General features: G+C 59.9%; 22 protein-coding genes. 17 read left to right on the top strand and 5 right to left on the bottom strand.

Features of this window, described 5'->3' with window-relative positions:
* Positions 1-35 precede the first annotated feature (35 nt).
* A complete protein-coding gene (gene dapF / locus ACM6I5_RS14450) occupies positions 36-851 on the top strand; it encodes a diaminopimelate epimerase (protein ID WP_414884125.1) in 816 nt (271 codons plus the stop codon).
* A 198-nt stretch (positions 852-1049) separates the two neighbouring features.
* On the opposite strand, the gene ACM6I5_RS14445 is transcribed toward dapF, so the two are convergent.
* Together ACM6I5_RS14445 and ACM6I5_RS14440 are read right to left on the bottom strand one after the other, a co-directional pair.
* A complete protein-coding gene (locus ACM6I5_RS14445) occupies positions 1050-1250 on the bottom strand; it encodes a hypothetical protein (protein ID WP_414884123.1) in 201 nt (66 codons plus the stop codon).
* Positions 1247-1456, bottom strand: coding sequence for a hypothetical protein (locus ACM6I5_RS14440; RefSeq protein ID WP_414884122.1), 210 nt, complete (start codon positions 1454-1456; stop codon positions 1247-1249). Before ACM6I5_RS14440 ends, ACM6I5_RS14445 begins: the two co-directional genes overlap by 4 nt.
* Positions 1457-1839: 383 nt before the next feature.
* On the opposite strand from ACM6I5_RS14440, the gene ACM6I5_RS14435 reads away from it, so the two are divergent.
* The 4 genes from ACM6I5_RS14435 (at position 1840) to ACM6I5_RS14420 (ending at position 6554) form a co-directional block, all read left to right on the top strand.
* Complete coding sequence (locus tag ACM6I5_RS14435; protein WP_414879850.1) at positions 1840-2844, top strand: PdxA family dehydrogenase; 1005 nt, start codon at positions 1840-1842, stop codon at positions 2842-2844.
* A 66-nt stretch (positions 2845-2910) separates the two neighbouring features.
* Positions 2911-3789 carry an alpha/beta fold hydrolase gene (locus ACM6I5_RS14430; RefSeq protein WP_017338129.1) on the top strand — a complete coding sequence of 293 codons (879 nt, stop codon included), beginning with the start codon at positions 2911-2913 and terminating at the stop codon, positions 3787-3789.
* Positions 3790-3853: 64 nt separating this feature from the next.
* Positions 3854-5137: an MFS transporter gene (locus ACM6I5_RS14425; RefSeq protein WP_414879849.1), complete on the top strand. Its 1284-nt coding sequence runs from the start codon at positions 3854-3856 to the stop codon at positions 5135-5137.
* A 142-nt stretch (positions 5138-5279) separates the two neighbouring features.
* The gene (locus tag ACM6I5_RS14420) at positions 5280-6554 is read left to right on the top strand and encodes an MFS transporter (protein ID WP_414884121.1); all 1275 of its coding nucleotides are present in this window, start codon (positions 5280-5282) and stop codon (positions 6552-6554) included.
* On the opposite strand, the gene ACM6I5_RS14415 is transcribed toward ACM6I5_RS14420, so the two are convergent.
* On the bottom strand, positions 6479-7366 hold the full coding sequence (locus tag ACM6I5_RS14415; protein WP_414884120.1) for a LysR family transcriptional regulator: 888 nt from the start codon (positions 7364-7366) through the stop codon (positions 6479-6481). The two genes, ACM6I5_RS14420 and ACM6I5_RS14415, sit on opposite strands and share 76 nt — an antisense overlap.
* Before the next feature lie 260 nt (positions 7367-7626).
* On the opposite strand from ACM6I5_RS14415, the gene ACM6I5_RS14410 reads away from it, so the two are divergent.
* From ACM6I5_RS14410 to ACM6I5_RS14395, 4 genes are read left to right on the top strand one after another with little or no spacing between them, the layout of a single operon-like run.
* Entirely contained in the window at positions 7627-7941 is a 315-nt protein-coding gene (locus ACM6I5_RS14410) for a DUF485 domain-containing protein (protein ID WP_414884119.1), read from the top strand.
* On the top strand, positions 7938-9611 hold the full coding sequence (gene actP / locus ACM6I5_RS14405) for a cation/acetate symporter ActP (RefSeq protein ID WP_414884118.1): 1674 nt from the start codon (positions 7938-7940) through the stop codon (positions 9609-9611). Before ACM6I5_RS14410 ends, actP begins: the two co-directional genes overlap by 4 nt.
* Positions 9612-9668: 57 nt before the next feature.
* Positions 9669-10223 carry a cytochrome b gene (locus ACM6I5_RS14400; protein ID WP_017338135.1) on the top strand — a complete coding sequence of 185 codons (555 nt, stop codon included), beginning with the start codon at positions 9669-9671 and terminating at the stop codon, positions 10221-10223.
* Between the two features lie 3 nt (positions 10224-10226).
* Positions 10227-11219, top strand: a complete 993-nt coding sequence (locus ACM6I5_RS14395; RefSeq protein ID WP_414884117.1) for an NAD(P)H-dependent flavin oxidoreductase — start codon at positions 10227-10229, stop codon at positions 11217-11219.
* Between the two features lie 227 nt (positions 11220-11446).
* On the opposite strand, the gene ACM6I5_RS14390 is transcribed toward ACM6I5_RS14395, so the two are convergent.
* Positions 11447-12334 (bottom strand): LysR family transcriptional regulator, encoded by an 888-nt coding sequence (locus tag ACM6I5_RS14390; RefSeq protein WP_414884116.1) that lies wholly within the window; start codon positions 12332-12334, stop codon positions 11447-11449.
* A 113-nt stretch (positions 12335-12447) separates the two neighbouring features.
* On the opposite strand from ACM6I5_RS14390, the gene ACM6I5_RS14385 reads away from it, so the two are divergent.
* The 5 genes from ACM6I5_RS14385 to ACM6I5_RS14365 all read left to right on the top strand — a co-directional run bounded on the left by ACM6I5_RS14385 (position 12448) and on the right by ACM6I5_RS14365 (position 17708).
* Positions 12448-13122: an MOSC domain-containing protein gene (locus ACM6I5_RS14385; RefSeq protein WP_414884115.1), complete on the top strand. Its 675-nt coding sequence runs from the start codon at positions 12448-12450 to the stop codon at positions 13120-13122.
* A 199-nt stretch (positions 13123-13321) separates the two neighbouring features.
* Positions 13322-14839, top strand: coding sequence for a CoA-acylating methylmalonate-semialdehyde dehydrogenase (locus ACM6I5_RS14380; RefSeq protein ID WP_017338139.1), 1518 nt, complete (start codon positions 13322-13324; stop codon positions 14837-14839).
* A 120-nt stretch (positions 14840-14959) separates the two neighbouring features.
* Positions 14960-15349, top strand: coding sequence for a tautomerase family protein (locus ACM6I5_RS14375; protein ID WP_017338140.1), 390 nt, complete (start codon positions 14960-14962; stop codon positions 15347-15349).
* 67 nt (positions 15350-15416) lie between these two features.
* Positions 15417-16466, top strand: a complete 1050-nt coding sequence (locus ACM6I5_RS14370; RefSeq protein ID WP_017338141.1) for an NAD(P)H-dependent flavin oxidoreductase — start codon at positions 15417-15419, stop codon at positions 16464-16466.
* Between the two features lie 114 nt (positions 16467-16580).
* A complete protein-coding gene (locus ACM6I5_RS14365) occupies positions 16581-17708 on the top strand; it encodes a sensor domain-containing diguanylate cyclase (RefSeq protein ID WP_031318764.1) in 1128 nt (375 codons plus the stop codon).
* A 12-nt stretch (positions 17709-17720) separates the two neighbouring features.
* Here the strand turns inward: ACM6I5_RS14365 and ACM6I5_RS14360 are convergent, their stop codons facing one another.
* A complete protein-coding gene (locus ACM6I5_RS14360) occupies positions 17721-18725 on the bottom strand; it encodes an AraC family transcriptional regulator (protein ID WP_017338143.1) in 1005 nt (334 codons plus the stop codon).
* A gap of 248 nt (positions 18726-18973) precedes the next feature.
* Here ACM6I5_RS14360 and ACM6I5_RS14355 point away from each other — a divergent pair, with 248 nt between their 5' ends.
* The 3 genes from ACM6I5_RS14355 (at position 18974) to ACM6I5_RS14345 (ending at position 23080) form a co-directional block, all read left to right on the top strand.
* Positions 18974-19720 carry an EAL domain-containing protein gene (locus ACM6I5_RS14355; protein ID WP_017338144.1) on the top strand — a complete coding sequence of 249 codons (747 nt, stop codon included), beginning with the start codon at positions 18974-18976 and terminating at the stop codon, positions 19718-19720.
* A gap of 112 nt (positions 19721-19832) precedes the next feature.
* Entirely contained in the window at positions 19833-21899 is a 2067-nt protein-coding gene (gene treS, locus ACM6I5_RS14350) for a maltose alpha-D-glucosyltransferase (RefSeq protein ID WP_414884114.1), read from the top strand.
* A 26-nt stretch (positions 21900-21925) separates the two neighbouring features.
* A complete protein-coding gene (locus tag ACM6I5_RS14345; protein ID WP_414884113.1) occupies positions 21926-23080 on the top strand; it encodes a colicin E5-related ribonuclease in 1155 nt (384 codons plus the stop codon).
* Position 23081: the final 1 nt, after the last annotated feature.

Here is a 23081-nt window from a genome sequence, read left to right as displayed (position 1 = left end):
ATCCATCCCACTTGCCGCCTCGCCAGGATCTGTTTATGCCGCTGAGTTTTCACAAGATGCACGCCAATGGCGATGACTTCGTGATTGTCGACGCACGAAACTCCGCCAACCCAGTGACCAGCGCCATCGCTCGGCGAATGGGCGATCGCAACCGAGGCATCGGATTCAATCAGCTCGCGGTGCTACTCGATTGCGATGACGCCGCCGCACGCCTGGAGTTCTGGAACGCCGACGGCTCGCCGCTGGATGTGTGTGGCAGCGCAACCCGCGGTGCCGCGGACAGGCTGATGCGTGAAGCCAATTCCACCTCGATAGCGCTCCGCACCAACCGTGGATTGCTGAGCTGTGAACGAACCTCCACCGGCGCCATTTCGGTCAGCATGGGAGCGCCGCTTTTTACCTGGTCGGATGTTCCTTTGGCTCAGGAAATGGACACGCTCGTGCTGCCTCTGGAAGGTGGCCCGACCGCATGCAGCATGGGCAATCCGCATTGCACTTTTTTTGTGGATGATCTGACGGCGATTGATATCGCGGCAATTGGCCCCGTCATCGAAACCGATCCGTTGTTTCCACTCAAAACGAACGTGCATTTCGTTCAGATCATTGACCGCAAACACATTCGATTGCGCATCTGGGAGCGCGGGGGCGGGATTCCGCTTGGTTCGGGTTCTTGCTGTTGTGGGGCTGTTGTTAATGGGATTCGTCGGGGCTTGTTGGATGAATCCGTTGAGGTTGAGTGTGATGGCGGGACTGTAATCGTTCAATGGGATGGCGCGGGGGCGGCGTTGCTCGTTGGGCCGGTGGAGGCGAGTTTTTCGGGCACAATTGCGGACGGCTTATTGAAAATTTGATTACTGCTTTTTCGTGATAACCAGAGGAGCTCCCCGTTGGGCTTCGAAGCAGACCTGAATGGAATAATTCATTCAACGTCATACATTAGGTCCAAGGCTTTGATCCACTCATCCGTTGCTTCAAATCTTGCGTAATACGCCAGTCTTTCTAAGTCACTCCCTCCAACCGCACCACTGACGACTGCTCCAGGACCTGTTTCAATGCCAACCGCGGCGATTTTTGGCAATTAAGTGAGGGTTGTCTGGAGAGGCATAAATTCTTCTCACCAGAAAGCCATCTTTACCGATCTCATCGACGACAACAAACATGTGAATGTTGGCAGGCATTGGGTAGCCAGAGACATTGCTCACCGTGCCGGCTTGTTGACTTGTCGGAATTTTGCAGGAGAACTCAGTCATGCGTCACCCCACTTTTCCAGTGCCGCCACGCCGGTCGTAATTTCCAGTGTTTCCTGTTTTTTTGTTGCAATACGTGGCGTATGCCCTGATTCGTCGGAAAATCCGGTGTCAACCTGACCGGCCTCATCCCTGATGTAATAGGGCACAAAAGCGAGAGGCTGACCGTCGCTTCCGATAATACGGAATTGTTCGTTGAACGGTTGCAACCATAGCGGCAGTGGCCACCAGCGCAATCATCCGGGTTTGCAGGCTCAGGCCCGACTCGGCTGCAGTACGTGAATCGGGTGTGGCGGGTGACTTCACCGAGGCGGTCCTTTTCGAGGCGCTTCAAACAAAGCGCTGCGCCATGAGTTTTACCATCCGGCGTCCCTTCACAGAAGACGATCCCTCAGAAAATAAGGTCTGGGTGACCCCGCTCAAACCACAGTCTGTGAACGCCCACCCCACGTTTTGCACCTTGAAGGCACACCCCGTCGGCCTAGGATGACCACAGCGGTTGCACCCAGGCGTCGGCCCGCAAACCCGGGCTTACTCCCAGGCGCTCCCGATAACAAGAAAGACACATCTTGACCGGACTGGAGAGAATCTGATGAAACCCCTGATTGGACTTATGCTCGGCGATGTAACCGGCATTGGCCCTGAGTTGGTCGTCAAGCTGTTGTCGACACCTGAGGCACGTGAGCGGGCGGATGTGGTGATCATTGGTGACGAGCGGGTGCTCGAACTGGGCATGCGCGATGCTGATCGGCGCATTCCCTACCGGAAAATCACCCACCTGAGCGAGGCCGACCACACCCAGGCGGCCGTGCCGCTGATCGATCTGCACAACGTTGACCCGGCCTTGTATGAACGTGGCGTGGTCAACGCAGAATCGGGTCGGCTGACCGGCGAAACCCTGAAGATCATGACCGACATGGCCCTGGCCGGTGAGCTGGACGGCATCTGTTTCGCGCCGCTGAACAAGGCCGGCCTGCATCGCGGTGGCTGGCATTATCACGACGAGCACCAGATGTTTGCGGCCTGGACCGAGCACGTCGGTTACTTCGGTGAGGTCAACATCATCCCGCAGTTCTCGACCTTCCGCGTGACCTCCCATGTGGCCCTGCGCAAGGCCGTCGACATGGTGCAGCCGGATCGCATCGAAGGCGCATTGCAACTGGCCCACGACACCTTGCGCGCACTGGGCAACGACGCCCCGCGAATCGGTGTCGCCGCGCTCAATCCCCATGGCGGCGAGAACGGTCTGTTCGGTGACGAAGAGATCACGATCATTCGCCCGACCCTTGAAGCCTTGCGTTTGAAAGGCCTGGCCTGCGAAGGGCCGTTTCCTTCCGACACGGTATTCATCAAGGCGCGCAACGGCGATTTTGACGCGGTGGTGATCATGTATCACGACCAGGGCCAGATCGCGACCAAGCTGCTGGGCTTTTCGTCCGGCGTGACCCTGACCGGTGGCCTCAAGACCGTCTATGCCACCCCGGCCCATGGCGTGGCGTACGACATCGTCGGCAAAGGCATCGCCGACGTCGGTGCCATGGCTGCTGCGTTCCGCGTGGCCAGCGATAACGCTGCCGCGCGCAAGCTCAAACGCTGAGCCCTCCACGAACAACAAGAGCAGGGCGTAACGCCCAGGCCAGGCATACCCATAGAGGCTGAGACCATGTTCGAGAATTTCACCAAAACCATCACCAAAACCAGCGGCGCTGACATCGTTACTGTCGTGGGTGGCGAAGGCCCGCCCTTGCTGCTGATGCACGGCAACCCGTTCAATCACCTGTCCTGGCACAAGATCGCACCGCGCCTGGCCAGGGACTTCACCGTGGTCTGCACCGACTTGCGCGGCTATGGCGACAGCTCCAAACCGGAGGGCGGCGGTGATCATTCGGCGTATTCGTTCCGTGCCATGGCCCAGGATCAGGTCGAAGTCATGCAGTCGCTGGGCTTCGAGCAGTTCTATGCCGCCGGCCATGACCGAGGTGCGCGGGTGCTGCATCGCATGTGCCTGGACCACGGCGACAAGGTGTTGAAAGCGGGTTTCGTCGACATGCTGCCGCAGCATTACTTGCTCAACAACGTCACGCGTCAGTGGGGCAAATTCTCCTGGCACTGGTTCTTCATGACCCAGGACGCGCCGACGCCGGAGCGCATGATGAATGCCGACCCGGAGTTCTTCATCCTGCGCAAACTGTCGAAGACCGACCAGGGCACCAGCTTCTTCGGACCCGAAGCACTTGCCGATTACATCCGCTGCATCAAGAACCCGGCCACCACCCACGCCATGTGCGAAGACTATCGCGCCACGTTCGGCATCGACCTGGACATGGACACCGCTGACTTCGACGCCGGCCGGCGTATCGATAACCCGGCGCTGATCCTCTGGGGCGAGAAGGGCGGTGTTGGCCGCAACCACAACGCCGCGCAAATCTGGAGCCGCTACGCCACCAACATTGTGCAGACCGCCACGGTGCCTTCGGGGCACTACTTGCAGGAAGAGTGCCCGGACGAGACCTACGAGGTGCTCAGCGGCTTCTTCAAGTAACGTCATGACAGGCGGTCCGGGATGACCGCCTGCCCACTACAACTATAAAAAAAGGTGGAAAAAAATGATTCCGACTACGCTTGCGCAAAAACGCAGGGCAACGCTGACCTTCGTGTTGCTGTGCGTCATGGCCTTCATCATGTACGTGGACCGCACCAACCTCGCGGTCGCCGCACCGACGATCAGTAAAGAGCTGGGTTTCAGCAACACTAATCTGGGCATGATGTTTTCCGCGTTTGCCATCGCCTACAGCTGCTTCATGATTCCCGGCGGCTGGTTCAGCGACCGGATCGGTTCGCGCAAGGCGATGTTGCTCTACGGCATTATCTGGTCGGTCGCGACCATTGCCACGGGCCTGGTCAGCGGTCTGGTGGTGCTGGTGATTGCCCGTTTCGTGGTCGGCATCGGCGAAGCGCCGATCTACCCGACCGCGGCGCGCATGATCGCTCGCGCCATCCCCATCACTCAGCGCGGCACGGCCCAGGGCATGATGCATGCGTCCGGACGCCTGGCCAACGCACTGGCACCGTTGATCGTGACGTTCATGATCATCCAGTTTTCCTGGCGCATGACCTTTGTCATCCTCGGCGTGGTGACACTGATCTACATGTTCGTGATGTATTTCAGCCTCAGCGAGTCGAAGAAACTGGTCGAGGCCACGGCCGCTGCACCGGTGGCGCCTGTGGTCGCCGCTCCGGTCAACTGGCCGCAGATGCTGCGCAGGGTCTGGCCGGCGGCCGCCACCTGTTTTTGCCACGGCTGGGTGTTGTGGTTCTTCCTCAACTGGATTCCGTCGTTCTTCACCCAGCGTTACGGCATGGACCTGACCCACACCGCCATGTTTTCGACCTTCGTGCTGCTCGGCGGAACGGTCGGCACTGCGGTCGGCGGCATGCTCTCGGACTGGCGTTTCAAGGTCACCGGCAACCGCCTGCGCTCACGTCGCGACCTGATCATCTTCGGCTTCCTGGCCTCGATCATTGGCCTGATTCCGCTGATGTTCACCCACGACCTGATGATCTGCGCCTGCGGCCTGAGCTTCTCGTTCTTCTGCTCGGAACTGGCCGACTCGCCGCTCTGGGTGATTGGCACCGAGGTGTCCCACGCCCACTCCGCGACTTCCAGCGCCTGCACCTTCACCGGCATGGCCTTGGCCGGTGCGGTGTCGCCGGTGGTGATCGGCTGGTTGCTGGACATCACCGGCAATAACTGGTCAGTGGCATTCGGCGCGTCGATCGCCGTGGTGCTGATGGGGCCGATATTGGCCATGTTCATCAAGCTGGACGACGAGCCGGCGCCGGAGCCCGTTTCATTGGTGCATTCGAGCGCGCCTGCGACCCAGAGCTGAAGTCCGGGCGTTTTCGGATGGTTATCTTTAATTGAGATAACCCTGATCGAATTAATTCGCTTCTTAAGATATCTGCGCCTGCGTAGGGTTTACCTGTCTTGAGAGCGACTTTCCATTCGATCAAAGCGGAACGCCATTGCACGTGAATTATTCCGATCGTAACCAGAAGTACTGGCGCCGAAACCTGGCCGTGTGTGTTTTCGGCTCGTTCACTACGCTGGTCAGCCTGAGCATGTTGTTGCCCTTCTTGCCGCTGTACGTCCAGCAACTGGGCGTTACGGCGCAGGCTGACGTGGTGCAATGGTCGGCGGTGGCCTTCGGCGCGACGTTCCTGGGGACCGCTGTGACGGCCCCGATCTGGGGGCGCCTGGCTGACCGCTATGGCCGCAAACCCATGCTGGTCAGAGCGGCCATCGGCATGGCCGTTGTGATGTCGCTGATCGGGCTGGCGCACAACGTGACCGAACTGGTCGCACTGCGCCTCTTCGCTGGCCTCATCGGTGGCTACGCGTCCGCCTCGATTGTCATGATCGGCTCCCAGGTTCCACGGGAACGGGCCGGTTGGGCCTTGGGGGTTTTGTCCACGGGCGCCTTGTCCGGCAACCTGATCGGGCCGTTGGTGGGCGGTTTCCTGCCGGAGTTCGTGGGTATCCGCGGCACGTTTTTCGTCGGTGGCGGGATGATCGCGGTCGCTGCCTTTGCGACCATCCTGCTGGTGCGCGAGGACTTCGATCGTGTGGCGGATGCGAGACAGCGGGGCAAGAAAAACCAGCCTGAGGAGACGGGTTCGAAATGGCCGGTCATCGGCGCACTGCTCGTGACCGCAATGATGGTGCTCCTGGCCAATATGTCGATCGAGCCGATCATCACCGTCTACATCGGCGACCTCGGCGTGCCGTTGGATCGTCAGGCCCGTGTCGCGGGTTTTGTCATGGCCGCTTCAGCGCTGGGCAGTATTTTGACCGCCGCCAAGCTGGGGGCGCTGGCAGACCGGGTCGGCAGCTGGAACGTGATCATCGGCTGTCTGCTGTTGACGGGGCTGGTCATGGTGCCCCAGGCCTTCGTCACGCAATGGTGGCAACTGGCGGTTTTGCGCGGTGTCATGGGGATGACCCTTGCAGGCCTGCTGCCGGCGATTGCCAAGCTGATCCGGCATTCGGTCGAAGAGCACAACACCGGGAAAATCCTCGGTTATCTGCAATCGGCGCAGTTTTCCGGGCAGGTGATCGGGCCACTGATCGGTGGGCAGATTGGCGCTCATCTCGGCTTGCATCATGTGTTCCTGGTGACGGCCGCGCTGTTACTGCTCTGCGCCGGAATGAACGGCTGGATCAGCTATCGCTACATGGGGTCGAGTGCCGGCACCCCGTCCAGTCGCACGCTGTCCAGAAAGGTCGATAGCGCGCTGGAAAAATAGCCATCGATGCGCCGGACAAATACCGTCTCTACGTCGGCGATATCCGGTGTCAGCTTATGCACGTTGACCAACCCGTCGCGCAACGCACTGGCGACAACGCCTCTGGGTAACAACGTGACGCCGACGCCGGCGGAAACGCAGGCAACGATGGCTTCGATCGATCCGAACTCAAGTGGCTCGGGCGCCGGGACGCCCAACCGGGTCAGCAGGGAATCCAGGCGTTGGCGATAGGAACAACCGATTCGAAAGACGACGGTCTTCAGATTGTCGACGGAGGCGACTTCGTCCAGGCGATTGATCGCGGTAGACGTTACTAAAACCAGCTCTTCGCGGAAGGCTGGTTCACTCAGTAACTCCGGGTGATTGACCGGTCCCACCACAAACGCGCCTTCGAGCTTACAGTCGATGACCCCCTGGATCAGGCTGCACGTGGTGCCGGTGCGAATCAGCGGGCGAACGTCAGGGTAGGCCTTGGCGAACCTGGCGATCAGTCGTGGCAGACGCAGCGCCAGCGTCGTCTCCAGCGTACCGATCTCGAATACGCCCCTTGGGTGTCCATCGTCGCGCGCGGCGCTGGAGGCATCGAAGAGCAGCTTCGACAGGCGCGCGGCGAAGGGCAGGATCCGCCGCCCGGCCGGCGTGATCTGGACACCTCGGGCGCTGCGTTGAAACAGCGCCACCCCCAGCTCCTCTTCCAGCGCTCGAATCCTTGCCGACACGTTCGACTGCACGGTATTCAGTTCGCTGGCCGCCTTGTTCATGCTGCCGTGCCGCGCGACCGCGTCAACCACCTTGAGGTCCGTCATATCCATCGAATTCACCTATCTCTAAAAGCAATAACTGACTCGAATAATACACGTTGAGGAGATTGGGTTTCGCAAATCGCAATGGCAAGAATAGGCAATGGCTGGTTCATCAAAACAGATCACAAGCATCATTAATGATCGTTTTACATGATTCGGTGCCAGGCATAGGTTGAGGGTGCAAATACCCCGCAGCCAGTGGCAAATCGAGTCTTCGAATTGAGGCTGTGGAACAACAATAAACGCTTCCACTGCTACACGGAGTCAACGTGAACCATGCACTCGAATCAGCCAGAATTCGCAACCATCCCCGGTATCAGGAATTGGTCTCAAGGCAGCGAAGGTTCGTCGCTTGTCTTGTCGCCGCCACCCTCGTTCCTTACTTCACGTTCATCCTCATCGCCGCGTTCGCGCCGCACCTGCTGGCGCAGAAGCTTTCTGCGACCAGCGTCATCAACATAGGCTGGCCGCTTGGCGTTGCCTTCATCGTCGGGGCCTGGTTGTTTACGGGCCTGTACATCCTTCGGGCCAATGGTGAGTTCGACGCACTCACCACAGAAATTCGCGAAGGAGCCATCGTATGAAAACCCTTCTTCGCTACCTCATTGTTCCTGCTCTCCTGAGCGCGGCAGCCACGTGCGCCTCGGCGGCCGACACCTTGCAGGCGGTTGAAAAACAACCCCTCAACATCACCGCCATTGCGATGTTCCTCGTCTTCGTGCTGACGACGTTGGGCATTACTTACTGGGCGGCCAACAAGACCAAGTCGATGGACGATTTCTACAACGCCGGCGGCGGCATCACAGGCTTCCAGAACGGCCTGGCGCTGGCCGGGGACTACATGTCGGCGGCTGCGTTACTGGGTGTCACCAGCATGATTTTCTTCAACGGCTTCGATGGGGTGCTGTACTCGATCAGCTTCTTCGTTGCCTGGCCATTGCTGTTGTTCCTGTTTGCCGAGCGCATCCGCAATCTGGGGCGTATTACGCTCTCGGACATTGCGTCTTTTCGACTCGATCAAAACCGGATTCGCACCCTGACAGCCTTCGGTTCGTTGACCGTGGTGTGCTTCTATCTGGTGGTGCAGATGGTGGGCGCAGGGCAGTTGATCCAGCTGCTGTTCGGTCTGCCCTACAACTATGCGGTGATCGCGGTCGGGTTGTTGATGGCGGTCTACGTCACGTTTGGCGGGATGGTCGCCACCACGTGGGTGCAGATCATCAAGGCCGGGCTGTTGCTGGTGGGCGGAACCTTGCTGGCGGTATTGGCGCTGAGCAAGTTCGGGTTTTCCTTCGAACAGTTGTTCACTCAGGCGGTGGCCGCTCATCACGATGGTGAACTGATCCTGCTGCCCAGCAAACTGGTGGCCGATCCGTTGGCGCTGATCTCGCTGTCCCTGGGCCTGGTGTTCGGCACGGCCGGATTGCCGCATATCCTCATGCGTTTTTTCACCGTGCCGGATGCGCGGCAAGCGCGCAAATCGGTGTTCATCGCGACGGGTTTCATCGGCTTCTTCTACCTGATCGTAGCGGTGCTCGGGCTGGCGGCGATCGTGATCGTCGGGCGCGATCCGGCGTTCTACGAGTCCGGCATTCTGGGTGGCAAGCTCATCGGCGGTGGCAACATGCCGGTGATGCACCTGGCCAAAGCGGTGGGGGGCGACCTGTTACTGGGCTTCATCTCCGCGGTTGCGTTTGCCACGATCCTGGCGGTGGTCTCCGGACTGACGATGGCGGGGACCTCGGCGATTTCCCATGACCTCTACGTCATGGTCTTCAAGAAAGGCCGGGCCGAAGCGAAAGACGAGCGCCGTGTTTCGCGGATCGCTTCGGTCGGCATCGGTATCGTTGCGGTGGTGCTGGGCATCCTGTTCAAGGACCAGAACATCGCCTTCCTGGTGGCGCTGACGTTTGGCGTAGCAGCCTCGGTCAACTTCCCGATTCTCGCGCTTTCGATGTACTGGAAAGGGCTGACGACGCGAGGGGCATTGATCGGTGGCATCGCCGGACTGGTGAGCTCGGTCAGCCTGGTGATTCTCTCGCCGGCGGTGTGGGTCAAGGTGCTGGGCAACCCCGAGGCTATTTTCCCCTTCGACTACCCGGCGATCATCTCGATGAACGTGGCGTTCTTCTTTACCTGGCTTGGCTCGGTCACCGATCGCAGCAGTGAGGCCACGCTGGAGCGGGAGCGTTTCGATGACCAGCTCATCCGTGCCCAGACCGGCCTCGGGGCCTCGCAGGCTGTCAATCATTAAGACACAGCCCGTCATTTTCCTATCCTGATTTGCGCACTCTGCCAAAAGGAGTCTGCCATGCAACTTCGAGACAATGGCTTAAGGTTTTCACCCATCACCGTGGCGCTGCACTGGGTCGTGGCGCTGTCGCTGCTGGCGATCGTCGGCTTGCAGCTGATGATCGACCAGGCCTCCAGCGACGCCGCGCGGATGCCGCTTGCCCACATGCAAAACCTGGTGGGGCTGATTCTGTTTCTGGTGTCGGTCTATCGATTCTGGGCCAGGATCACCTCTTACCATCCGCTGCCCGTGGGCACGCCGAATCCCATCGAGGTCATCATCAGCCGTTCGGTTGCGGTAGCGCTCGCCCTGGCGATGGTGCTGCTGCCGATAGCAGTCTGGGCTTCCCGTTCGGCGGGCGGCGAGGCCGTGGTTTTGCCTGGAGGATTCTCCATTCCAACGCTCTTGCCCACTCACGCCGGACTCAAACATGTCGTTGATGTGCTGTTCGATATCGGCGCTTCTGCGTTTCTCGCGGGGCTGGCCTTGCATGTCTTCGGTGCGGTCAAGAATCACTTTCTCCTGAAGAACAACACGCTCAAGCGGATGCTTGGAAAACATGTGGAGCTGTGAGTCATGAACGAAGCCAGATCCGATTTTGCAGGAAACGCCATCACTCGACTGTGCGGCGTGAAGTACCCGATCTTTCTCGGTGGCATGGCAGCCATTTCCGGCCCGCAGCTCGTGGGGGCGGTGGCCAATGCCGGGGGGATGGGGGTGCTGGGCGGTTTGCGTCTGCCGCCGCTGACCTTGCGCCGGTGGATACAGGAAACCCGTGCACTGACCAATAAGCCTTTTGGTGTGAACCTTGTTCCACAGTTCGGCGGCCCGGACGTTTTCGAAGCGCAGTTTCAGGTGGTGCTGGAAGAAAAACCGCGACTGCTTTCACTGTTTTACGCCGAGGCCTATTCCGCCGACATGATTCCCCGAGCGAAGGACGCGGGGCTGACGGTCATGGTGCAGGTGGGGTCGGTTGAACTTGCCAGGATTGCCATTGCACAAGGCGCCGACATTCTCGTGGCGCAAGGCAGTGAAAGTGGCGGTCATTTGAACCGAGGCACCATCGGCATCATGCCGCTGTTGTCCTCAATCCTGGGTGTTTCGGAGGGGCGACCGGTCCTGGCCGCGGGCGGTATCGTGGCGGGCGATGATGTCCGGGCGCTGATGTCGCTCGGTGCGTCAGGTGTGGTGGTGGGCACGGCGTTTATCGCCACCGACGAGTCGAATGCGCACCCGCTCTACAAACAAAAGATCGTGGAAGCGACGACGGATGACACCGAGTACCGGACCGGTTATTCGTTCGGCTGGACCTACGGTACGCCTCACCGGGTGATCCCCAATCGGGACAAGTGGAACCTGCTGCGCTTCATCGGCGGCGGCGCCCGGGCGATCGACAAACCGCGGATGGCGAAAAAGCTGTCGCTGTACGCGGGGCAGGGGGTGGGCAAGATTCACAGTGTCGTCCCGGCGGCCGAGCGCGTGGTTGAGCTGGCCTCCGGGCTGCCGATGACAACAAGCCGGTTGCCAATGGAGGAGGGTGAAGCCGTCAACTTTGCCGCTCAAGCCTAATGCTGATCACTTAAGTGCGGGCTCCACACAATTGTGGCGAGGGGATTTATCCCCGTTCGGCTGCGAAGCAGTCGCCAATCCGGACAATTCAATCTATTTGGCCGGATGCTGGGCTGCTTCGCGACCCAACGGGGCGGTGCGACGTTTCGCTAAATCCCCTCACCACAGATTTCTTGCCTGTCTGAAGATTTTCTTAAGTGAACAACATTCTGGTCATTGCCGGCTATTCACGCCACCGCCGGCCGGGCGATCTGGTTTTGTGCCAGGCCGATGAACGCGCTCATGGCCGAGGTGATCATCGTGTCGTTTCGGCGGATGAAGACGGTCGAGACGTTGGCGAATTCCGGCGGGAGCGTGTGGCAACGAATGGCATGCCGTACGCTGCAATTTTCCGCGATGGCCTTGGGCAGCAAGGTCACGCCCATGCCGGCGGCGACGCACGACAGGATACCGTCGAGGGTGCCCAGTTCCATGATCTGGTTGGGCACCAGCCCGACCTGATAAAACCAGTTTTCCAGGGTGGAGCGGTAGAAGCAGCCGGTGCGGAAGACCAGTACGGTTTGCTGCGGGATTTTCTCGATCAGCGCCGGCAGTGACGGGAACTGATTGCTGCTGACCAGCACCAGTTCTTCCTGGAAAACCTCTTCCTGGGTCAGCGCCGAATTCTGGTGGAATCCGCCGACGAATGCGCCGTCGAGTCGATGCGCTTCAATCGCCTTGATCAGTTCGGAAGTGGTCCCGGTCAACAGCGACAACTGAACCTCGGGGTATTTCTCGCGGTACTTCGTCAGCACTTGTGGCAAGCGGATGGCGGCGGTGGTTTCCATTGAGCCCAACCGCAGCAGGCCCGCCGGAGTACCGGTATCCATCAGGGCGTTGCGACTCTCTTCTGTCAGTTGCAGGATGCGCCGCGCATACCCGAGGAAGGTCTGGCCCGCCGAGGTGAGCACCACCCCGGACTTTTTGCGGATGAACAGTTCCCGGTTCAGTTCGGCTTCCAGCTCCTTCACCCGCATGGTGACATTGGACTGCACCGTATTCACATTGACGGCGGCCGCAGTGAAGCTGCCAAGCTCGGCAACCGCGCAGAAAATCTTCAGTTGGCGCATTTCCATGATCTTTGCCACCTATCATAAAAAGTGATGAATAGCATCACGAGTCATCATTTTACGATCATTGTCGACGGTTAGTAAAGTCAACAAAACAGACGAATGAGCGCTGCCGGACGATGAACCTGACTTCAAGAATTGACCATGTCTTTGCCGGCGGCATGGGCGTCCTGATGCCTGAAGGGCAACGTTCAGGCATCTTCAAACAGCGACGTGCCGGCCCCGCTCGCGTGGAGGTCCAGGGGATTGTCGGAGATGAGCACGCCGATCGCCGGGTTCACGGCGGTCCGGAAAAAGCAGTTCATCACTATGCGGCAGAAAACTATCAGCGCCTGGCGCAGGCCTTTGCACATTGTGCCCCGGAACTGATCCCGGGCAGCCTCGGGGAAAACCTCTCAGCGCTCGGGCTCTCTGAGCGAAACGTGCACATCGGCGACGTGTTCCAGGTGGGCAGTACGGTGTTGCAAGTCTCTCAGCCACGCAGCCCGTGCTGGAAAATCAACCATCGTTTTGACGCCGAACGCATGTCGATGCATGTCGCCAAAGAGCGCATCACCGGTTGGTATTACCGGGTGCTTCAACCGGGATTTATCGAGGCCGGGGACACGATTGAACTGCTGGAACGGCAGACGCAGCGCTTTTCCATCGATGAGTTCTGGCAGGTGCAGCTGTCGCACCGGCCGGTGATCGACGACCTGCTCGCGCTGGCCGCCATCCGTGGCCTGGCCGAGGACTGGAGGCGGCGCCTGTCGGAGCGGGCGAAATGGCTGCAAAAAGCTGTTCAAGACAAATAACTGCCCGCCCGTGGCGAGGGCGCTTGCTCCCTCGCCATCAAAACAGCTTCACCATTTGTGATCACCAGAATCATTAATCATCATTTTACATGATCCAAAGGCTGGCCTACTTTGACCCTGAGGCGCGCCGACAGGACCGCCTGGCAATCCCGAACAACAAAAAGAGATGGTCCTTATCCACCACCAGGGGACACCCGCCATGAGCACCCAGCCAGCAGACATCGCACATTACATTCACGGCCGCGTGACGCACGGTTCTTCGGGCCGCACGCAGAACGTCACCAACCCCGCCCTCGGCTCCGTCATCGGCAAAGTTGCGCTCGCCAATGCCGCTGAAGTCGACGCAGCGGTGAAGTCGGCGGCACAGGCTTTTCCGGCCTGGTCGGCGCTGCCGCCACTGCGTCGGGCACGCATCATGTTCAAGTTCCTGGCGCTGCTCAACGAGCACCGCGACACCCTGGCGCGCATGATCACCGCCGAGCATGGCAAGGTCTTCACCGATGCCCAGGGTGAAGTGACACGCGGCATCGAGGTCGTCGAGTTCGCCTGCGGCATCCCGCAATTGCTCAAGGGTGACTACACCGAGCAGGTCTCGACCAACATCGACAACTGGACCATGCGCCAGCCGCTGGGCGTGGTGGCCGGCATCACCCCGTTCAACTTCCCGGTAATGGTGCCGATGTGGATGTTCCCGGTGGCCATCGCCTGCGGCAACACCTTCGTGCTCAAGCCAAGCCCGATCGACCCGTCGCCCTCGTTGCTGATCGCCGAACTGTTCAAGGAAGCCGGGTTGCCCGACGGCGTGTTTAACGTCGTGCAGGGCGACAAGGAAGCGGTGGATGCGCTGATCGATCACCCGGACGTCAAAGCCGTGAGTTTTGTCGGCTCAACGCCGATTGCCAATTACATCTATGAAACGGGCGCCCGCCACGGCAAGCGTGTGCAGGCGCTCGGGGGCGCGAAGAACCACATGGTAGTGATGCCGGACGCCGACATCGATCAAGTGGTGGACGCGCTGATCGGCGCGGCATTCGGCTCTGCCGGCGAGCGTTGCATGGCGATCTCGGTGGCGGTTTTTGTCGGGGATGTCGCGGACAAGGTGATGCCCAAACTGGTGGAACGCACCCGCGCGCTCAAAGTCCTCGAGGGCATGAACCTGGCCGCGGAGATGGGCCCGATCGTGTCGCAAGTCGCGTTGCAGCGCATCACCGGGTACATCGAACAAGGCATTGAAGAAGGCGCAGAACTGCTGGTCGACGGCCGTGGTTTTGACGGTGCTCAGGCTGGCGCGAACTGTGCCGAAGGGTTCTGGCTCGGTGGCACGGTGTTCGACCATGTCACGCCCGAGATGAAAATCTACAAAGAGGAGATCTTCGGCCCGGTGCTCGCGTGCATGCGCGTCAAGGATTTTGCCGAGGCGGTCAATCTGGTCAACGCCCACGAGTTCGGCAATGGCACCGCCTGCTACACCCGTGACGGCCACATCGCCCGTGAATTCGCCAGCCGCATTCAGGTCGGCATGGTTGGCATCAACGTGCCGATTCCAGTGCCGATGGCGTGGCATGGCTTCGGCGGCTGGAAGCGTTCGCTGTTCGGTGACACACACGCCTATGGCGAAGAGGGCGTGCGCTTCTACACCAAGCAGAAGTCGATCATGCAACGCTGGCCGAACAGCATCGCCAAGGGCGCTGAGTTCGCCATGCCGACGTCCAAGTAATACGGTTTCTGCTCCACAGGTTTGGGGTTGGGTGACGTGTTGGCACGGGCTGGCACGGCATCTTTTTTCCCAGGGGGGGCGAATTTCTCGCCCCCGGTTTTTTCGCACAGGTGAATCGCTATGCCGTTGCTCAAGTTCGACATCCTCCAGGGGCGCAATGACGAGCAGCTCAAGACGCTTCTGGACGCGACCCATCAGGCGATGGTCGAGGCCTTTGAAGTGCCCGCCAGTGATCGCTATCAATGCGTCACCCAACACCGTCCCGGTGAGTTGGTGCTGCACGACACGGGATTGGGCTACACGCGCTCGGCCAATGTGGTGTTGCTGACGGTGATTTCGCGACCGCGCTCACAAGCGCAGAAGGCCGCGTTTTACCGCTTGCTGGCCGAGAGACTACGTGCCGATTGCGGCTTGTCGCCCGATGACCTGATTGTTTCGCTGGTGGAAAATGCCGATTCGGACTGGTCCTTCGGCCGGGGACGGGCGCAATTCCTGACCGGCGAACTGTAGCGCCGGGCAGCGCCGAGTGCTCAGGCACCATCGGTTTTACTCACACTCATCACGTACAGGTGCTGTCATGTCCAGTCCACTGCTGTCCCTTTTGAACATTCAACTGCCGATCCTTCAATCCCCCATGGTGGGCGTTTCCACACCCAGGCTCGCGGCAGCGGTGTCGAGTGCCGGCGGTCTGGGCTCCATCGGCATCGGGGCGAGCAGCGTCGAGCAGGCGCGGGCCATGATTCGAGAGACGGCGGCACTGACGGATAAACCCTTCAATGTGAACCTGTTCTGCCACCAGCCTGCCGTGCATGACAGCGCCCGAGAGGCTCAATGGCTGAGTTTCCTGACACCGTTTTTTGCCGAGTTCGGCGCCGCTGCGCCGTCGTCGCTGCGCGAGATCTACACCTCGTTCGTCGAAGACCCGGACATGCTGCAGATGCTGCTGGAAGAAAAACCGGCGGTGGTCAGCTTCCATTTTGGATTGCCCCCACAATCCGCCGTCGATGCGCTCAAGGACGCCGGCATCGTGCTCTTGTGCTCCGTAACGAGCCTGGCCGAAGCGCAGTTGGCGGAGCACGCCGGCGTGCATGCGCTGGTGGCTCAAGGTTACGAAGCCGGGGGCCATCGCGGTGTATTCGACCCGCAGCAGGACACGGAAATGGGCACGTTTGCGCTGGTGCGTGTGTTGACCCGCGCTTGCAGACTGCCGGTGATCGCGGCGGGTGGCATCATGGACGGCGCAGGCATCAAGGCGGTCATGCAACTGGGCGCCAGTGCAGCGCAGCTGGGCACGGCATTTATCCTCTGTCCTGAATCCTCCGCCAACAGCGCTTACCGTGAGGCCTTGAAGGGGCCGCGCGCACACCAAACCAAAGTCACCAGTGTGATTTCCGGCCGTCCTGCCCGTGGCATGGTCAATCGCAACTTCACCCTCCTTGCGACGGCTGCCACGGCACTGCCCGACTATCCGCTGACCTATGACGCCAACAAGGCGCTCAACGCTGCCGCGACCGCGCAGGCAAACACTGATTTTGCCGTGCAGTGGGCCGGGCAGGGCGCACCGCTGGCGCGTGAATTGCCGGCCGCAGCGCTGGTGAATCTGCTGGCGGCGGAAATGAAAGCCTGACTTGAGACATTGCTGCCTGCAGCGATTCAGAGGATCCGTCCGATCACCGAGTGAGTAGCCCTAAGCAATGTGCCACAATCGCATTCGTCGCAGCATCACGATCAGGCGGATGAAATGGATGGCCTTGGATTGCGGTTCGAAACGGAAGATTTAATCGTCAGTCAGGTGCGCACGGACCGATTGCACCAGCTGTTCCGCCAGTCGGTCTCGGCGGTTTTCGGCAGCTTTCTCGCGGTGTTGATGCTGTGCTGGCTGTGCTGGGAGCGTTTTGATCACACGGTCATCGCGTGGTGGATCGCGATACTGGCAGCGTCGTCGCTGTTGCGGATCTCGATGTTCATCGCCTATTTGCGCAGCCCCCCCAGTGAGCGCACCCCTGAGCGCTGGGAGCGCACGTATTGGGTCACGCTCGTATTGTCCGCCGGTATCTGGGGCGGGGGCGCGCTGATGGTCATGCCAGCCGATGACCTGTTGGCCCAGGCGCTGGTCATGCTGTTTTGCGTCGGGATGTCGGTCAGTGCGGTGTCCTGTTACTCGGCCTATCGCTACATGACGATCGTGTCCATTTCCCTGGTGTTGCTTCCTTGTACGATCTGGCTGTTGTTTCAAGCCTCGTCCTTGCAGGTCGGCATGGGAGTGGCGGTGCTGGTGTTCGCCTCCTTTGTATTCAGCGCGACGCGCAACCTGTCCGACGCACTGGAAACCGCCTTCCGTCTAACCCGTGAAATGGAGCAGGCACACAGTGTTTCCACGCGTGCCGCCCAGACCGATGAACTCACGGGCCTGATGAATCGCCGGGCTTTTTTCGAGCACGCGCAGCATCTATATGGCCACTGCAAGAACAACCAGTTGCCGCTGTGTGCCGTCATGCTGGACATGGATCACTTCAAGCACATCAATGACACCTACGGGCATCAGGTCGGGGATCAGGTGCTGCGGCAAATGGGGGCCGTCATCAGCCGTTCGTTTCGCGAAACCGACGTGTACGGGCGGTTGGGCGGGGAGGAGTTTGCCGTTTTGCTGCCGGACACGTCGATTGAAGTCGCACAGCACATTGCCGAGGAGCTCATCCAGTCGATCGCCGGCCTGATGACCGGGCCGGTCCATCGTATCTCGGCCAGCGGCGGTGTCGCCTCGATGAATGCCGACGATAACGATCTGCACAGTTTGATCAACAACGCGGACAAGGCGCTGTATCGAGCCAAGGCGCGCGGGCGCAATCAGGTCGCAGTGTCTGAATAGGCCGGCAGGTGGTCAGGACACTTCCCTGTAGCGTCCAGGCGTCATGCCGAACCAGCGTATGCAGGCTTTATGAAAGCTGCTCTGATCGCGAAAACCCAGCAGCGCGCCGATGTACTTCACACTGCGCGCTGAATTGCGCAGGAAGTTATGCGCGAGCATCAGTCGCGCTTCATCCTGCAGTGCCGAGAAGTGCATGTCTTCATTGCTCAAGCGCCGTTGCAGGCTGCGTGCACTCACGCCGACCGCCTGGGCGATCCGGTTCAGGTCGCTGGGCACGCCTTGGGCCAGCCGCTCGGAAAGCACCTGTCGAACACGTTCGGTCATTGAGCCGTTGAGCAGCAGGTTCAAGCGTGTGCGGGCGTATTCGACATGCAGGACATCCAGTGCAGGATCGGCCGTCGGCAATGCAATCGAGCAGTCGTCGAGGCTGAACGTCAGGCTGTTGTAAGACGCGCCGAATGACAGGTTGCTCCCGAGCAAGTGTTCCAGCCGGGTGGTATCCGCTGGTTTGGGGTAAGTAAAGGTCGCCGCCACGGGTTGCGGCTTGCGCTTGGGCAACAGCCAGTGCACCAGTCCCACGGTTTGCGCGGCACCGGCATCGATGAAGGCCCGGGGTGTCAGCGACGGCTGGGCGCTGATGTCGAAGCCGATCAGCTTCAGCGCTGTCGGTTCCTGGTCCAGGCACATATAGAAGCCATTGCAGATCAGCGATTGATAATCCACCAGCCGATGCAGCGCGGAGCCCAGCGTGGCGCAAGACATCACGGCGTAGCCCAGCACCTCCAGGTTCGCCGGATGCGCGCGGGCATAAGCCAGCAAACCAATGTCCGGGTTACCGGTACGTTTTTCCGCTTCAGCCATCACCTTATAGACCAGCTCCAGCCTGACGCCGTTGGGGTTTGCCCAGACCTCCTCGTTGCTGCTGCCGAACTCTTCGAGCAAGGTTTCCACGTTGGCGCCGGCGTCGGTCAAGACGTCGGCGAGCACCCGAAAACCGGTGCTGGTCATTCTGTGCATGATTCTTCCCGGCGTAATGGCTAATTGATGTCGCGCAAGCCGGCGCATGATCGCAATAAACAAATGGTCACAGTCGATTAACACAACCGACACGTTTCCAAGGACAAGCGAAAGGTATCCGGGAACACTTCCTGACCGGTCGGCGAGCGTCGATTATGGCCGGCAGTCAACGCTGCAGTTGCAGGAGCGCCGCGTGGCGTCGCCATATTCACCCGGCGGCAGGACGCCGCTTTGTCTACGGATGTGACATGCACAGAGTGAAGAATTTTTACAATGAACTGGCACAGGGCAAGTTGGTGTTGGCGTTTCAGCCGGTCGTCTGGTTGCCCGACAGTCGCCGGGTGCTGTACCAGGAAGGGCTGTTGCGGCATATCGATGCACAGGGCGAGGGGGTTTATCCTTTCGCCATGCTGGAAAAGCATCAGTTGATGCGTGAGCTTGACCGCAGCGTGGTGAGCTGCGTGATTGAACGTCTGCTGCAAAACGAACACCTGCGGCTGGGCTGCAACATCTCCGCGCAAAGCGCCATCGTTGACCACTACTGGCAACCGATTCTCATGCAATTGCGCGACACCCCTTCGGTGGCCGCGCGACTGGTGATTGAAGTGACCGAAAGCGCCACGCCGCCAAGCACCTCGGCGGCGATCGAATTCGTGTTGTGCCTGCGGGAGATGGGTTGCCGGGTGGCCATCGATGATTTTGGCTCGGGCCTGGGTACGCTGGAATTCATCCGGCAGACCCGGCCGGATATCGTCAAGATCGATCAGGGCTACCTCCAGCGCGCACGCCTGGAGACCAACAGCGCCCAGACCCTCGGTCATCTGGTGCAGCTGTGCAAGACGCTGGCGCCGTGCGTGATCATCGAGGGGATTGAATCCGAAGCCGATCGCGCCCTTGCCACTGCCTGCGGTAGCGAGTGGGGTCAGGGTTATCTCTTCGGCCGTCCGCAGATCGATGCGCTGGGAGCTTGGTGCCAACTGCAACCCGGAGCGTGATCACGCAGCACGATGCAACGAATGCCACGTCATGGCCTCATATGAAAACGAGCAGTGCCTTTGGTGCAGAAGGGCGGATGCCATTTTTTCATGACGAGAGGTGATTGTTTCCATGACGGCAGCTGAGAAAAACCATGTGGACTGGCTGGTCGAACAATCGATGCTGCATGCCGCAAGACAACGGGCCAGGCTCTACTCGGGGCAAGGCCGGTTGTGGCAACAGCCCTATGCGCATACCCGGCCCCGTGACGCCTCGGCCCTCGCTTCGGTGTGGTTCACCGCGTACCCGGCGTCGATTGTCACCCGGGAAAACGGTACGGTGCTCGAAGCCCTGGGGGACGAAACCTTATGGCACGCCTTGTCGAGAATCGGTATCCAGGGCATTCACAACGGCCCGCTGAAAAGGTCTGGCGGCCTGTCGGGCACCCAACACACGCCCACCATTGACGGCAACTTCGACCGCATCAGTTTCGACATCGATCCACAGTTGGGCACCGAGGCGCAGCTGCAAGCGTTGGTGCGCATGGCTGCTGCGCACAATGCGGTGATCATCGACGACGTCATCCCGTCGCACACCGGCAAAGGCGCGGACTTTCGCCTGGCCGAGATGGCGTATGAAGACTATCCGGGGCTCTACCACATGGTGGAAATCCGCGAGGAAGACTGGCCGCTGCTGCCCGATGTTCTCGAGGGCCGCGACGCGCAGAACCTCAGTCCGCAGCAGGTCGATGTGCTGCGCGACAAGCATTACATCGTCGGCCAGTTGCAGCGGGTGATTTTCTTCGAGCCCGGAGTCAAGGAAACCGACTGGAGTGCGACACCGGTCGTGATCGGGGTCGATGGCAAACCGCGACGCTGGGTTTACCTGCATTACTTCAAGGAAGGGCAACCGTCGCTGAACTGGCTGGACCCGACCTTCGCCGCGCAGCAGATGATCATCGGCGACGCGCTGCACGCCATCGACGTGATGGGGGCGAAAATCCTGCGTCTGGACGCCAACGGTTTTCTCGGCGTTGAACGCAAGCTCGATGGCACCGCCTGGTCGGAAAGTCATCCCTTGTCGATCACCGGCAACCAGTTGCTGGCCGGGGCAATTCGCAAGGCGGGCGGTTTCAGTTTTCAGGAACTGAACCTGACCGTTGACGATATCGCCGCCATGTCCCACGGCGGGGCCGATCTTTCCTATGACTTCATCACCCGACCCGCTTACCAGCATGCGTTGCTGATGGGCGATACCGAATTCCTGCGCTTGATGCTGCGCCAGATGCACACCCTGGGCATCGACCCGGGCTCGCTGATCCACGCCTTGCAGAACCATGACGAACTGACCCTCGAACTGGTGCATTTCTGGACGCTGCACGCCCATGACACTTTCCTCTATCAGGGCCAGACCTTCCCCGGCAACATCTTGCGCGAGCACATTCGCGAGCAGATGTACGAACGCCTGGCCGGCGAACACGCACCGTATAACCTGAAATTCGTCACCAACGGCGTGTCCTGCACCACCGCCAGCATCATCACGGCAGCGCTGGGGATTCGTGACCTCGATGCCATTACCGCAGCGGATATCCAGCAGATCCGCCAGATTCATGTGCTGCTGGTGATGTACAACGCGATGCAGCCCGGCGTGTTCGCGTTGTCGGGTTGGGACCTCGTCGGCGCACTGCCGTTGCCGGCAGAGCAGGTCGCACCTTTGATGCTCGATGGCGACACGCGCTGGATTCATCGCGGCGCCTACGATCTTGTTGATCTCAATCCGGAAGCGGAGCTGTCGGAAGGTCAGATGCCGCGCCCGAAAACGCTTTACGGCAGCCTGACCAGTCAACTGAAAGACCATGACTCCTTTGCCTCGCAGCTGAAGCGAATCCTGGCGGCGCGCCGTTCCTATGATATTGCCGCGAGCCGTCAGATCCTGATCCCGGATGTCGAGCATCCGGGGTTGCTGATCATGGTCCACGAACTGCCGGCCGGCAAAGGCACCCAGATCACCGCGCTGAACTTCGGTTCCACAGCGATCACCGAGACCCTGCACCTGCCCAATATTGCGCCGGGGCCGGTGGTCGATATCATCAATGAGCGGGTCGAGGGTGATCTGACGCCTGAAGGGGAGTTCACGATTACGCTGGATGCTTATGAAGGGTTGGCACTGCGCGTGGTCAGCAGTTCGCCGATGATTTAGCCCTCCCAAGGCGATGTGGCGCGGGAATGATCGACGCGCCATATCGACGGTTTTGCTCTGATCCGCTTCACCTTTCGCTTCGAATCGGTAAACCCTCTTATGGGGAGAACAGCGAAGAAGCGCTGCACAAGCTTGCTGATTTGTTCCGTGTCGGGAGAGCATTGGGTAGCGGAACCGATACCGAAAAAGTGCGAGGTCAGCAGCTTGATCGCGAGCTGATGCGTCGGTTGGGCAACCGCAATGAACAAACCCGCGCCAACACCGTCAAGGCACTTCTTGGCGTAGTCGCACCGGGCGGGCAAGACAAGAATGTCGAGCTTGTCGCCCAGCGTTTGACGGATATGGCGGGGCAGGATCCCGACAAGGCAATGCAGGTTCTTGCGGTGATGTACCGGATGAATTTGCTACAACAGACCCAGCAAAACTTCGTACCGGTGGCGGGTACTGTGCTGTTGGGGGCGTTGGCTACTTCGCTCGCGGCCACGCAACTGCCTCCTGAACGGCAAGCAGAGATGCAGGCGGCAGTGTCGAGCGCGATAGACTCTATTGAGACGAACGTGCGCGATGTCAATCAGCGTGCTGAGATGGTCAAGCTGATCGTAGATGTCGCGCTTACCAACCTTGGGCTTCCGATTCATGTGCTTGACCCGAGGTTGAAGAAGTACGAAGGTCTGTTGGTTGAGGCGGGCAAGCAAAACCCGAGTAGCGGCGGTTATGCGGAGGGCGGGCAGGCCTCCACAACGCCCCATACCGGTGGAAGCCAATTGGATGGTCAGCAAGGCGGTAATGTTTATGTGACGCCGGGGCATCAGCTGAATCCGGGGGCGGTCTATAACGAAAGTACCAATGCTGACGGTGCAAAAGAGGCCGCTTCGGAAGGATTAGAAGCCACAAAGACGGGCAAAATTACTATTGACGGCAAAATTGGCGGTCAACTTGAAGCTCGAGGGTGGACTCAGCAAGAGGTCCAGGACGTCATTGATGAAGGGCCAGTGGGAACTACTGCTGACAACCGATCTGCGTCGAAGACGCCAGATGGATTGGCGAGAAGTGATCCGGCATCCGTGTATGGCTCAAAGAACGGGTATGTTGTAGTTAACGACCGGACTGGCGAAGTCGTGCAGATAAGCGGCAAAAATGACCCAGGGTGGATTCCGGATAGTCGAATTAAGTGGAAGTGAA

The sequence above is a fragment of the Pseudomonas sp. IT-P171 genome, from assembly GCF_949767765.1.
Taxonomy (GTDB): domain Bacteria; phylum Pseudomonadota; class Gammaproteobacteria; order Pseudomonadales; family Pseudomonadaceae; genus Aquipseudomonas; species Aquipseudomonas fluorescens_B.
This window is presented reverse-complemented; position numbering and strand designations above follow the sequence as displayed.